Annotated in this window: 11 protein-coding genes; 5 read left to right on the plus strand and 6 right to left on the minus strand. The window is 64.0% G+C overall.

The genetic code is table 11. The annotated features are described in order from the left end of the window. Positions 1 to 118 precede the first annotated feature (118 nt). On the plus strand, positions 119 to 529 hold the full coding sequence (locus OEZ49_RS15775) for a VOC family protein (protein WP_263389217.1): 411 nt from the start codon (positions 119 to 121) through the stop codon (positions 527 to 529). A gap of 18 nt (positions 530 to 547) precedes the next feature. Here OEZ49_RS15775 and OEZ49_RS15780 read toward each other — a convergent pair whose 3' ends face one another. From OEZ49_RS15780 to OEZ49_RS15790, 3 genes are read right to left on the minus strand one after another with little or no spacing between them, the layout of a single operon-like run. Next, positions 548 to 3,580 carry an efflux RND transporter permease subunit gene (locus OEZ49_RS15780; protein ID WP_263389218.1) on the minus strand — a complete coding sequence of 1,011 codons (3,033 nt, stop codon included), beginning with the start codon at positions 3,578 to 3,580 and terminating at the stop codon, positions 548 to 550. 11 nt (positions 3,581 to 3,591) lie between these two features. After that, positions 3,592 to 4,629, minus strand: coding sequence for an efflux RND transporter periplasmic adaptor subunit (locus OEZ49_RS15785; RefSeq protein WP_263389219.1), 1,038 nt, complete (start codon positions 4,627 to 4,629; stop codon positions 3,592 to 3,594). Then, positions 4,626 to 5,099, minus strand: coding sequence for a MarR family winged helix-turn-helix transcriptional regulator (locus OEZ49_RS15790; protein ID WP_263389220.1), 474 nt, complete (start codon positions 5,097 to 5,099; stop codon positions 4,626 to 4,628). The genes OEZ49_RS15785 and OEZ49_RS15790 overlap by 4 nt, the downstream gene beginning before the upstream one ends. A gap of 164 nt (positions 5,100 to 5,263) precedes the next feature. Between OEZ49_RS15790 and OEZ49_RS15795 the strand changes: the two genes are divergently transcribed. Then, the gene (locus OEZ49_RS15795; protein ID WP_263389221.1) at positions 5,264 to 6,391 is read left to right on the plus strand and encodes a beta-ketoacyl-ACP synthase III; all 1,128 of its coding nucleotides are present in this window, start codon (positions 5,264 to 5,266) and stop codon (positions 6,389 to 6,391) included. A 75-nt stretch (positions 6,392 to 6,466) separates the two neighbouring features. Here the strand turns inward: OEZ49_RS15795 and OEZ49_RS15800 are convergent, their stop codons facing one another. After that, entirely contained in the window at positions 6,467 to 7,444 is a 978-nt protein-coding gene (locus tag OEZ49_RS15800) for a DUF2332 domain-containing protein (RefSeq protein ID WP_263389327.1), read from the minus strand. After that, on the minus strand, positions 7,441 to 7,902 hold the full coding sequence (locus OEZ49_RS15805) for a hypothetical protein (RefSeq protein WP_263389222.1): 462 nt from the start codon (positions 7,900 to 7,902) through the stop codon (positions 7,441 to 7,443). The genes OEZ49_RS15800 and OEZ49_RS15805 overlap by 4 nt, the downstream gene beginning before the upstream one ends. Positions 7,903 to 8,233: 331 nt before the next feature. Between OEZ49_RS15805 and OEZ49_RS15810 the strand changes: the two genes are divergently transcribed. Both OEZ49_RS15810 and aspS read left to right on the plus strand, forming a co-directional pair. Next, positions 8,234 to 8,830 carry a thymidine kinase gene (locus tag OEZ49_RS15810; protein ID WP_263389223.1) on the plus strand — a complete coding sequence of 199 codons (597 nt, stop codon included), beginning with the start codon at positions 8,234 to 8,236 and terminating at the stop codon, positions 8,828 to 8,830. Positions 8,831 to 9,051: 221 nt separating this feature from the next. Next, entirely contained in the window at positions 9,052 to 10,833 is a 1,782-nt protein-coding gene (gene aspS / locus OEZ49_RS15815) for an aspartate--tRNA ligase (RefSeq protein WP_263389224.1), read from the plus strand. A 206-nt stretch (positions 10,834 to 11,039) separates the two neighbouring features. Here aspS and OEZ49_RS15820 read toward each other — a convergent pair whose 3' ends face one another. Beyond that, on the minus strand, positions 11,040 to 11,759 hold the full coding sequence (locus tag OEZ49_RS15820; protein WP_263389225.1) for a response regulator: 720 nt from the start codon (positions 11,757 to 11,759) through the stop codon (positions 11,040 to 11,042). Positions 11,760 to 11,897: 138 nt separating this feature from the next. Here OEZ49_RS15820 and mce point away from each other — a divergent pair, with 138 nt between their 5' ends. After that, positions 11,898 to 12,302: a methylmalonyl-CoA epimerase gene (gene mce, locus OEZ49_RS15825; protein ID WP_263389226.1), complete on the plus strand. Its 405-nt coding sequence runs from the start codon at positions 11,898 to 11,900 to the stop codon at positions 12,300 to 12,302. Positions 12,303 to 12,324: the final 22 nt, after the last annotated feature.

Below are 12,324 nucleotides of genomic sequence, written 5' to 3' on the forward strand. Positions count from 1 at the left end.
TCCATTCAGACCTCCCTTTTGGGAGTTTGAATCAGAACCTAGACCAGATGGGAATCCTGAATCTCAACAGACCCTAGTCCAGAGTGCATTATCTACTGGCATTCTAGCGGAGGCCCCAATGAACATCTACACCACCTTCGGAACCAATGATCTGGCCCGCGCGGTCCGGTTCTATGACGCGGTCTTCGCCGTGCTGGATCAGCCCCGCCTGCCGGATTGGCCCGAAGGCTGGGCCGGTTGGGGCCAGGACTACGACAGCGGCACCGGCTTCTGGGTTTGCGCGCCGTTTGACGGTTCACCCGCCAGCACCGGCAATGGCACCATGGTGGGTTTCCCCGCCCGCGACGCGGCGCAGGTGCGCACCTTTCATGCCGCTGGCCTCGCCCATGGCGGCACGGATGCGGGCGCGCCGGGTACCCGGCCCTACTACGGGCCGGATTTCTACGTGGCCTATCTGCGCGACCCGGATGGCAACAAGATCTCCTGCTTTTTCTACCACTACGACGCGGCAGAGGACGCGGGCGCCTGACGCCCGCGCTCGAATCGCTCAGCCCTCGGCCCGCGCCTCGCGGGCAAAGAACAGGTCATAGAACACCGGCGCCGCGATCAGGGTCAGCACGGTGGCGAATGCCAGCCCGCCCATGATCGTCACCGCCATCGAGACAAAGAACGCATCCCACAAAAGCGGCGCCATGCCCAGAATGGTGGTAACGGCGGCCATCATCACTGGCCGGATCCGCGACACCGAGGCCTCGACAATGGCATCCCGCAGCGGCTTGCCCTCGGCCCGGACCAGGTCGATCTCCTCGACCAGCACGATGCCGTTCTTGATCAGCATGCCCGACAGGCTGAGCAGACCCAGAAGCGCGGTAAAGGTAAACGGCAACCCGGTGCCCAACAAACCGATCACCACCCCGTTCACTGACATTGGAACAAGCAGCCAGATGATCACCGGCTGGCGGATCGCGTTGAACAACAGGATCGAGATCAGCACCATGATCAACAGGCTCAGCGGCAATTGCTTGCCCAGGCTCGCCTGCGCCTTGGCAGAATCCTCAAACTCGCCGCCCCATTCCATCCGATAGCCCGGCGGCAGCGGGATCGCCTCGATGACCGGGCGCACCTCTGCATGCACCTGGGCTGCGGTCAGATCGGCGGGAATGTCGGCACCCACGGTCACCGTCAGCAGCCTGTCGCGACGATGCACCAGCGTGTTGACCGCCTCATATTCGAACCCGTCCACCATCTGTTCGACTGGCACGAATTTCCCCGACAATGGTGAATAGACCACCTGATCGACGATGGAATAGGGACCATCGGCAGGGCGGCGAACGATGATCGGGATCAGCCGGTCCCGCTCGCGCAGCACCCCGCTGGTGATGCCATCGGTGGAAAACCGCAGCATGTCGGCGATATCGTCGCGACTGACGCCCGCGATCTGCGCCCGCTCGGTGGCATAGATGGGGCGCAGCGCCAGTTCCTGCTCGTACCAGTTCGACCGCACACCGGTGATATCGCCCGAGGCCGCGCGCATCTCTGCCATAGCAGTATCGGCCAATTGCCGCAGCACCGTCGGATCGGGCCCCGAGAACCGCACCTGGATCGGGTCGCCGCCGCCGGGGCCAAAGACCAGCCGCCTGGTGCGGAACTCGCCCTCGGGGAAGGCTGCGGTGCCAAACGCCTCCAGATCGGCCTGAAGCGCGGGAATATCCTCAATGCTCGCCGTTCGCACGATCATATGCCCGTAAGACGGGTTCGGCTTTTCCGCCGCATAGGTCAGCATGAAGCGCGTCGCGCCTTGCCCGGCAAATGTGGTGTAAGCCACCACATCCTGGCGTTCGGCCAGCCAGGCTTCGACCTCGGCCAGATCGCCTGCGGTGGTCTCGATCGGCGTGCCCTGCGGCAGCTTGTAATGCACGAAGAACATCGGCGTGTTCGAATTGGGAAAGAACTGCTGCTTCATCAGGCCAAAACCCGCGAAACAGGCCGCAGTCACTGCAACCAGCCCCACCACCACCAGCCAGCGCATCCGCAGCGCGCCGCGCAAAGTGGCGGCATAGGCGCGAAACAGCGGCCCGCCATAGGCATCGGCGGCATCCGCATGCCCCTGCTTGAAGAAGTAATGTCCCAAAAGCGGCGTCACCGTCAGCGCCAGCACCCAACTCAAAAGCAGCGAAATACCGATCACGGCAAAGAGCGAGAACAGAAACTCGCCCGTCGCATCGGGGCTGAGGCCGATGCCCGCAAAGGCCATGATCCCGATCACGGTGGCGCCCAACAGCGGGATCTGCGTCTTGCCCGCCGCCTCGTCGGCGGCCGCGCGCGAGGGCTTGCCGCGCAGCATGGCGATCTGCATCCCCTCGGCCACCACAATGGCATTGTCCACCAGCATCCCCATGGCGATGATCAGCGCCCCCAGCGAGATGCGCTCCATCTCGATGGAAAACAGCGCCATGAAGAGAAGCGTGCCCACCACGGTCAAGAGCAGGGTCGCCCCCACCACCACCGCCGCGCGCCAGCCCATGAACAGCGCCAGCACCGCCACCACGATGGCCACCGACATGGCAAGGTTGACGAGGAAAGCATTGCTCGCCTCCTCGACCACCACATGCTGCTGATAGATCGGCTCCAGCGTCACACCGGCCGGGATATCGCCGTCCAGTTCCGCCAGCCTTGCATCCACCCGTTGGCCCACCTCGACAATATTCTCGGTCGCCAGCCCCGCTATGCCCAGCGTGAACGCCTCACCCCCGTTATGGCGGATGATCAGGTCGGGGTCAGCCTGACGCCCCCGATGCACCTGCGCCATGTCGAACAGGTTGATCACCTTGCCTTGCGTGCCCACTGACAGCCCGGCGATGGCGTCCACACTGTCCGAGCCTTCGGGCCGCAGGATCGCGGTCTTGCCGTCACCGTTGCGCAGGGTGCCCGCGTCGCGCACGGAATCGGCGGTGGCAATGGCGTTGGCGATTGCCTGTACCGGCACGTTCTGGTTCACCGACAGCGCCAGATCGGGCTCGACGAATATCGCCTCGTCCGGCAGACCGGCCACCTCAACCCCCGCCACACCGCTCACCGCCAACAGTTCGCGCCGCAGCCATGTGGCCAGCTCGTGCTGCTCGGCATCGCTGTATCCCGGTGCGGTCACCGCATAGAACAGGCCATAGACATCGCCGAAACTGTCATCGACAAAAGGCGCGCCGACCCCATCGGGCAGGGCGCGGGCAGCATCGCCCACACGGGCGCGCAGCTTGGTCCAGATCGCGGGCAGCGCGCCCCCGTCATAGGTCGACTTGATCTCGACCGAGATCAGCGATTGCCCCGGCTGGTTGACCGAGGTGATGGTTGCTACCTCGTCCATCTTCTGGATCGCGGATTCCAACGGCTCGGAAACCTCCAGCGCCACCTGTTCGGCGGTGGCACCGGGATAGTGGGTGACAACAACAGCCTCCTTGATGGTAAAGGCCGGGTCTTCCAGCCGGCCCAGCGTGACAAAGCCCCAGATGCCGCCAACCAGCGAAATCAGGATGATGAGCCAGGTATAAAGCGGCTTTTCAATCGACAGGCGCGCGATGTTCATGACCCGGCCCTTCAGTTGCCAAAGCCGGTGAACCGGCGCACCGATTGCCCGTCGTTCAGGCTGGCACCGCCGACACTGACGATCTCATCCCCTTCGCCGAGCCCCGACAGCACCCGCACCGCCCCATCCGGCAGCGGTGCGATCTCGACGGCCTGCCGCCGCACCGTCCCGGCATCGGCGCCGGTGGGCTCAAAGATCATCACGCCAGGAACGCCGCCCGCATCGGCGATGATCGCCGAGGGCGGCACCGCGATGCCCGGTTCGCCATCCCGAACCCGCACATTCACCGTCACCGACGAGCCGGGGAACACGTTCAGATCGGGCGGCGGGGTAAAGCCGAAATTGATGCGGAAGGTCTGGCCGACGCTTGATGTCTCGGCGTCGAACTCGCGGATCTGCAACGGAAACTCCTGATCCGAGGCCGGAAACTTCGCGGTAATGCGCGCATCCTCGGGTTCGCCCGCGCGCTGGAACAGGATCTCTGGCACGTCCACCTCGATCCGCAGCTCCGACATGTCATGGATCCGCGCCACCGGCGTCCCCGCCTCTACTGTGGTAAAGGCCGCCACGTTGCGGCGCGAGATCAGCGCGTCAAAGGGCGCGGTCAGCGTCGCATGTTCCAGCGCATATTCCGCATCACGCAGCGCAATGGCGGCCAGTTGCGCATTGGTTTCCGCGTCGTCCAGCGACACCTGGCTGACCGTGGTCCCCTGGAGCCGGCTCAGCCGCGCCACCGTGCGGTCGGCCTGTTCCTTTTGCAGCCGGGCGCGATCCAGTTGCAGCTCGAAATGCTCCAGATCCAGCCGCGCGATCAGGCTGCCCTTTGGCAGCAATACGCCCTCGTTCACCGGAAATTCGACGATCTGCCCCGCCACCTGAAAGGCCAGATCAACCGTCCGCCGCGCCGCCACCTGTCCAAAGAACTGGCGTGAAAACCCGGGCGCGGCCTCGCTCACCACCATCAACTTGACCGGCTTGGCGGGCGTGTCCGCAGCCAAGGGGGCCGCGGCAAGGCTCAGGACGGTGCCCAACGCAAAAAGAAATCTCATGTCTTGAACCCTTCGGATAGTCCGGTTTCCAGGATGGTCAGGCGAATCTTGCGCGCCAGCCGCGCAAATTCCTCGGTCTCGCAGGCATCCAGCCCCGACACCTCGTGAAACAGCGCGCCCGCATCGGCGACAAACTCGGCGCGCAGCGCCCGGCCCTCGGGCGTCAGCTCCAACAGCCAGGCGCGGCGGTCGTCGGGGTCGCGGCTGCGGGTCAGATACCCCGCTTTTTCCAGCGAATCCGCCGTGGCGGTGATGGTCGAGGGCAGCGCCAGCATCTCGCGCGCCAGCACCCCCATGCGCATCGGTGTGCCGAGTTTGATCAGCATATGCGCCTCGGGACGGCTGAGGCCGGTCTCGACCACCTCGCTGGCAATCACCTCTTCCAGTTTCCAGTACAGCGCATAGACACCCATCATCGCCTCGATTTCGGGCGGATAGGTCTTTGGTGGAGGAGAATCGTGGTCGGTCATCGGGCAGCCCCCTGTTTCGTCCTGTGATGTACTTCAAAAAATGAAACATTCAATATCAGAACTGAAATATCGCCCGTTTGGCCCGGTTTCCCTTGGGGCAATCCCCTTGATTGCAACGGGTTTCGCCTGCATTTTGGGCAAACCCCTTTTTCGAGGACTTTTACATGTTCAGACCTGCGATCACCGGCACCGGTGTGTTCACGCCGCCGAACGTCATCACCAATGCCGAGCTGGTCACGGCCTTCAACGCCTATGCCGACCGGATGAATTCCGAGAATGCCGGGGCCATCGCCGCAGGCGAGATGGAACCGATGCAGCACTCCTCGGAAGAGTTCATCGTCAAGGCCAGCGGGATCGAGAACCGCTATGTGATGGACAAGACCGGTGTGCTCGATCCTGCGGTCATGCACCCGCTCTTGCGTCAGCGCGACGATGACGAGCCGGGCATCATGACCGAGATGGCGGGGGATGCGGCGAAAAAGGCGCTGGCGCAGGCGGGCAAGACGGCCGCCGATGTCGACGCGGTGATCTGCGCCGCCTCGAACCTGGAACGCGCCTATCCGGCGGTCGCGATCGAGATCCAGCAAGCGCTGGGGATCGAAGGGTTCGCCTTCGACATGAACGTGGCCTGTTCCTCGGCCACTTTCGGCATCCAGGCCGCCGCCGACATGATCCGCGCAGGATCCATCCGCTCGGCGCTGGTGGTCAACCCCGAGATCTGCTCGGCCCATCTGGAATGGCGCGACCGCGATTGCCACTTCATCTTTGGCGATGTGGCCACCGCCACCCTGATCGAACGCATCGAGGACGCCAAGGGTCCGCATTTCGAGATCCTCTCGACCCGCTGCGCCACCCAATTCTCCAACAACATCCGCAACAACAACGGTTTCCTGCGCCGCTCGCGCCCCGACGGGATGCAGGACCGCCGCGACATGCAGTTCATGCAGAACGGCCGCAAGGTGTTCAAGGAAGTGCTGCCGATGGTCAGCCAGCATATCGCCTATCACATGGCGGCCGAGGGCGTGGCCAATACCGATCTGAAACGGCTCTGGTTGCATCAGGCCAACAAGACAATGAATGATTTCATCGGCAAAAAGGTTCTGGGCCGCGAGCCGGAACCGGGCGAACAGCCCAACATCCTGCAAGACTATGCCAACACCTCGTCGGCCGGTTCGATCATCGCCTTTTCGCAGAACTCCGACGATCTGACCGAAGGCGATCTGGGCCTGATCTGCTCCTTCGGCGCGGGCTATTCCGTGGGCTCGGTGATCGTGCGGCGGCATATGACGTGAAGAAGCGATCTGAGCGCCAGCACAACGGCCCGGTTTCTGGGGGCTGCGCGCTCAATCCGGCCCTCCCACGAGCCTCTAAAGCCAATCCAGGCTCTGCCCATGTGGGCCGGTCCAGGCGACGGGGTGACCGTCCAGCGCCATCAGGAACATGTCTTCGCGCGGGGTCAGCCTCTTGGCATGGTCGGGAAAGACGCCGGGCGCCTCGTTGCTGATCCAGTGCAGATCGCGTGACCGCATCAGCCGGGCAAAATCCGCCCGGGCGTCAGGGTCACTGACGTAGGTGAGCACCGCGGAATGCATCACCACCAACCGCGCATCAGCGGGCGCCTGGGCAATCAGCGCCTCGAGATCACGGGTCAGGTCACCCGCCACCACAGGTGGTGGCGCCTGGCGGGCCACCGCAACCGCCTGACGCAGCCGCGCCAGCCGGTCGGTCTGTTCCGGCCAGACCAGCGCCTCAAGCCAGGCCACATCCCCGGCGTCCCCCAAATCGGGCGGCGACAGGTCCAGCCCCGCCCGCCAGACGATATCGGGATAGCTCTCGGGCAAGGGCGCGCGGGCATTTGCACGGCATGGAAACACCGGTGCCCCGGATCCGCCTGGCGGATCGAGCCGAGCCCGCCCCCAGTCATAACCATAGTGATCGGGCAGCAGGCAAAGCCCGGCCGAAGCGCCGACCTCGATCAGGGCCAGCGGCCCGTCGAGCCGCGCCAAGAGCGGCAGCAGACAGGCACAGCGCCCCGGCTCGTTGGTCTGGGTCCGGCGCGCCCGCATCACCGCCGCGATGGCATCGCCTTCGCGCGTCAGAATATCGTCAAATGCGGCCTCGGTCCGTGGCAACCCGCCCACCAGGCGCAGCGCTGCAAAGAAGAGGTTGGGTTGACGCCGGTCAGGCTGCAGATCTCCGAGAAAGGCAAGCGCCCGTGCCGATCCCGCCACATGCCGCGCCCAGTCCGTGTAAAGCGGCGAATGCCCCTCTGCCTCGACCCGGGCAAACCGCAGATAGCGCTCGGCAAGCGCCGATCGGGCCGCGGGTGTGGCCCCCGGCCTCAGCTGGTGCTTTCCTCTTCCAGATGCAGCTTCATGTCGATTAGGACCTGCTGCAACTGAACCGTTTCCTTCAACAGCCGCTTGGCCTCGTTCACCGTGATGATCCCGTCCTCGATCGCGGATTGGTATTCGCTCATAAGCATGGCGAATCTCTGGCTCAGCGCGATGACATCGGCATTGACACCGCCCCGCCGCGTGTCGTTGTCGTTCCGGCCTGAATAGCTGAGCGTGATGTTGCGCAATTCGGCCAGCGCCGAGGTGACATGCGGATAGTCGGCGGCGGCCTCAAGCTGGGCCACGGCATCGACCGGCATGAAACGGTCTGAATGCTCGGGATTGTCTGAATAATACCGCCCAAGGGTAGCCTTGGACTTGCCGGTCAGGGAACAGGCAGCCTCGATCCCGACATCCTTGACCAAGGCTTCGGTATGCTTCTTCAGATATGCCCCAATGTCCGCCATCCTCGCCCCTTCCGTCCTGTTTTTTACCGCCGTGATCTCCGGGGGAAACTACGGGGAAATTTCCCATAACCTTCTTAACAGGGAAATGCCATTTTTTTTCTATCCCAAAGGATAGTTGGGATACCTACGAGTGGCGATCGTTATGCGCCAATAGTGAGTGGTTCAGGATACGCATTAGTGTTCCGAACGGTCTGCCCTGGTGGCAGAAGGCACCGTTTCCGTCTTTGATTCGCAGTCCATCCCCAGAGGTGTAACCTCGGACAGGAACAAAGCGGAGGCGGTGCCGACCAGATATCTTGCCCTGACTTGCCCGAGCGAATACACCGCCTGCATGGCAAAACTGTACTTCAATTTCTCGACCATGAACGCTGGCAAATCGACCGTGTTGCTACAGGCGTCGCACAATTACCGCGAGCGCGGCATGCAGACCTATCTGTTGACCGCGGCGATCGACGGGCGCGCCGGGCACGGACGCATCGCCAGCCGCATCGGGATCGAGGCCGAAGCCGATATCTTTACACCTGCGGATGACGTCTTTGCCATGATTGCCGCCAGGATAGGGCAAGGCCCTATTGCCTGTGTCTTTGTCGACGAGGCGCAGTTCCTTAGCCCCGAACAGGTCTGGCAACTGGCCCGGGCCGTTGACGATCTGGACATTCCGGTGCTGGCCTATGGCCTGCGCGTCGATTTCCGGGGCAAGCTGTTTCCGGGCTCGGCCATGCTTCTGGCGCTGGCCGACGAAGTGCGCGAGGTGCGCACGATCTGCAAATGCGGCCGCAAGGCGACAATGGTCATCCGCCAGGACGCCGAGGGCCGGGCGATCACTGAAGGCGCACAGGTGCAGATCGGCGGCAACGAAACTTATGTCTCGCTCTGCCGCAAGCACTGGCGCGAGGCGACCGGCGACCGGGGCCACACGCTGACCTGAGCAGGGAGCGCTCCCGCTCGCCTCGAAGCACCCGCAGTGCGGCCCAATAGGCGGCGACCTGTCAGCAAGGACAGGTCAACGATGGGCGGCTGCGCCCCACCGACCCGTAAATTCTGGGCGAATACGCCACAAACCCCGCTTGCGCGCGGCGCGGCCTTGACTTCCTCCGCCTATCGCGGTGTATCGGCGCGACCAATTCTCCGCCCGAAGGGATATCACCGATGCACGCCTATCGCAGCCACACCTGCGCCGCCCTGACCGCCGCCAATGTCGGCGAGACCGTCCGCCTGTCCGGTTGGGTCCACCGGGTGCGCGATCATGGCGGCGTGCTGTTCATCGACCTGCGCGACCATTATGGCATCACCCAGGTGATCGCCGACGGCGACAGCCCGGTCTTTGCCGAGCTGGAAAAGGTCCGTTCCGAATGGTGCATCCGCATCGACGGCGAGGTGCTGGCCCGGGACGCCAGCCTGGTCAACCCGAACCTGCCCACCGGCGAGGTCGAGGTCTTCATCCGCGATCTCGAGGTGCTGGGCCGCGCAGGCGAACTGCCGCTGATGGTCTTTGGCGACCAGGAATACCCCGAGGAAACCCGCCTGCGCTATCGCTACCTCGACCTGCGCCGCGAGGCGATGCAGCGCAACATGACGCTGCGATCGGACGTGGTCGCCTCGATGCGCCGCCGCATGTGGGGGCAGGGGTTCCGCGAATACCAGACCCCGATCATCACCGCCTCCTCGCCCGAGGGCGCGCGCGACTTCCTGGTGCCCTCGCGCCTGCATCCGGGCCGCTTCTACGCGCTGCCGCAGGCGCCGCAGCAGTTCAAGCAGCTGATCATGGTCTCGGGCTTTGACAAGTATTTCCAGATCGCCCCCTGTTTCCGCGACGAGGACCCGCGCGCCGACCGTTCGCCCACCGATTTCTACCAGCTCGACCTGGAAATGAGCTTTGTCACCCAGCAGGATGTGTTCGACACCATCGCGCCGGTGCTGGCGGGCGTGTTCGAGGAATTCGGCGGCGGCCGCAAGGTGGACGCGCCGCAGGACTGGCCGCAGATCGCCTATGCCGATGCCGCCAAATGGTACGGCACCGACAAGCCCGACCTGCGCAACCCGATCAGGATGCAGGATTGTTCCGAGCATTTCCGTGGCTCGGGCTTTGCCATCTTCGCCAAGCTCCTGGAGCAGGAAGGCACCGAGATCCGCGCCATTCCCGCCCCCACCGGCGGCAGCCGCAAGTTCTGTGATCGGATGAACGCCTTTGCCCAGAAAGAGGGCCTGCCGGGTATGGGGTACATCTTTTGGCGCGATGGTGCCGACGGGATGGAAGCGGCCGGGCCGCTCGCCAAGAACATCGGCCCCGAACGTACCGAGGCGATCCGCCAGCAGCTGGGTCTGGGCGTGGGCGATGCCGCCTTCTTCCTCGGCGGCAAGCCCAAGTCCTTCGAAAAGGTCGCGGGCAAGGCGCGCGACGTGATCGGCGCCGAACTGGGCCTGACCGATACCGATCGCTTTGCCTTTGCCTGGATCGTCGATTTCCCGATCTACGAGCGCGACGAGGAAACCGGCGAGATCGACTTTGAACACAACCCCTTCTCGATGCCGCAAGGCGGGATGGAGGCGCTGAACGGCGACCCGATGGCGGTGCGCGGCTATCAGTACGACCTCGCCTGCAACGGCTATGAACTGGTGTCGGGCGCGATCCGCAACCACAAGCCCGAGATCATGCTCAAGGCGTTCGAGCTGGCCGGATACGGCGCGGACGAGGTCAAGGCCCGCTTTGGCGCTCTGTTCAATGCCTTCCACTACGGCGCGCCGCCGCACGGCGGCTGTGCCGCGGGCATCGACCGCATCGTGATGCTGCTGGCCGATACCGCCAATATCCGCGAGGTCATCATGTTCCCGATGAACCAGCGCGCCGAGGACCTGATGATGGCCGCGCCCTCCGATCCAACCTCGGATCAGCTGATGGAACTGGGCCTGCGCGTCCTCCCGCGCGATTAAGGTGTTTTAGAACCAAATCGAGCTGCCTTATCGGAATGCACCGAGAATGCCATAGGCGCGGCAGGGCATCTTCGGTTCGGTTCGTCCGAACACCGCTCCAAAGAGCCAGCAATCAGACCGGAACCCAAGGGGGCGGCAACCGCCCCCTTTTTCGTGTTTGCAAGCTTTGTGAACCGGCCGCACCCGGCCCGGTATGACTGGGCATTTCAGATCACCTGTCTTTGCTGCAACCGCTCCTGGACCAGGCCCGCGACCCGCGCGGTTTCCGCCGTCACCGGCGCGCCGCGCGCCCGGGTGCGCGCCAGCGACTGTGCCGCCGACACCAGCACATGATCCTCGCCACTGCGGGCGACGCCCAGCAGGAACTGCGCGACATAGTCCAGCGTTCGCCCGTCGTTGCGCTCGCTCAGCATGTCGGCCACATGGGCCATGTCGTCCTGATAGGCCAGCCGGTCCGGCCGGATCTCCTCGTCAAAGAGCAACCGAGGCCCCAATGGCTGGCGGTCGGCCGGCAGCCGGGTCAGGATCGCGGCCTGAAAAGCTGCCAGCGACGAAACCGGTTTCGGCAGGAAACCGTCCGCGCCCGCCTCCATGGCAGCGTCTTCGCCGTCCAGATCGCCCGATGTCCCCAGAATCACGCCAATCCGAGGGGTGGTCTGGGCCAGTTCCTCGATCAGGTCGGCGCCGGACCCGTCCGGCAGCCCCATATCCACCACGATGGCCGAGGGACGATAGATTTGCAGGTGCCTCCGGGCGGATTTCAGGCAATCGGCCCGGCGGATCCGGGCGCCGCTGCGCAGACACAAAAGCCGCATCGCCTCGCAGGCAAAACGGCTGTCCTCGACAACCAGGATCGTCAGGCCCAACAGGGGCCGGGTGCTGGTCGGCAGGCGGTGCGGGGTGGCAAAGGGATCAGAATCATCCATGAGCATGTTCCTTCAGCAGACACACTCAACGCTAGGTCACGAGGGCTAATGACAGGTTAATGGGCAATATGGCGCACTTGCTCCACCGGCCCGCAACCCGCATAAGACAGCCAACCCGATACAGCCTGGAGGATGATCATGATCGGCCGTTTGAACCATGTCGCTATTGCCGTGCCAGATCTCGACGCCGCGTCCGAACAATACCGCAGCGCTCTGGGCGCCAAGGTCGGCGCACCGCAGGACGAGCCCGACCATGGCGTCACCGTGGTGTTCATCGAACTCCCCAATACCAAGATCGAGCTGCTCTATCCGCTGGGCGAGAACAGCCCGATCCAGGGTTTTCTCGACAAGAACCCTTCGGGCGGCATCCACCATGTCTGCTACGAGGTCGACGACATCCTGGCCGCGCGCGACCACCTGAAATCCACCGGCGCCCGCGTGCTGGGCACAGGTGAGCCCAAGATCGGCGCCCATGGCAAGCCGGTCCTGTTCCTGCATCCCAAGGATTTCAACGGTTGCCTGGTGGAACTGGAGCAGGTCTGACCCATATTCGGGTAGACCAACG

The sequence above is a fragment of the Ruegeria marisflavi genome (assembly GCF_025673445.1).
In the GTDB taxonomy this organism is placed as follows: domain Bacteria; phylum Pseudomonadota; class Alphaproteobacteria; order Rhodobacterales; family Rhodobacteraceae; genus Ruegeria_B; species Ruegeria_B marisflavi.

Coding starts and splice junctions, on each gene's coding strand:
- OEZ49_RS15775 (WP_263389217.1), top strand. CDS start 119: ATGAACATCTACACCACCTTCGGAACCAATGATCTGGCCCGCGCGGTC.
- OEZ49_RS15780 (WP_263389218.1), bottom strand. CDS start 3,580: ATGAACATCGCGCGCCTGTCGATTGAAAAGCCGCTTTATACCTGGCTC.
- OEZ49_RS15785 (WP_263389219.1), bottom strand. CDS start 4,629: ATGAGATTTCTTTTTGCGTTGGGCACCGTCCTGAGCCTTGCCGCGGCC.
- OEZ49_RS15790 (WP_263389220.1), bottom strand. CDS start 5,099: ATGACCGACCACGATTCTCCTCCACCAAAGACCTATCCGCCCGAAATC.
- OEZ49_RS15795 (WP_263389221.1), top strand. CDS start 5,264: ATGTTCAGACCTGCGATCACCGGCACCGGTGTGTTCACGCCGCCGAAC.
- OEZ49_RS15805 (WP_263389222.1), bottom strand. CDS start 7,902: ATGGCGGACATTGGGGCATATCTGAAGAAGCATACCGAAGCCTTGGTC.
- OEZ49_RS15810 (WP_263389223.1), top strand. CDS start 8,234: ATGGCAAAACTGTACTTCAATTTCTCGACCATGAACGCTGGCAAATCG.
- aspS (WP_263389224.1), top strand. CDS start 9,052: ATGCACGCCTATCGCAGCCACACCTGCGCCGCCCTGACCGCCGCCAAT.
- OEZ49_RS15820 (WP_263389225.1), bottom strand. CDS start 11,759: ATGGATGATTCTGATCCCTTTGCCACCCCGCACCGCCTGCCGACCAGC.
- mce (WP_263389226.1), top strand. CDS start 11,898: ATGATCGGCCGTTTGAACCATGTCGCTATTGCCGTGCCAGATCTCGAC.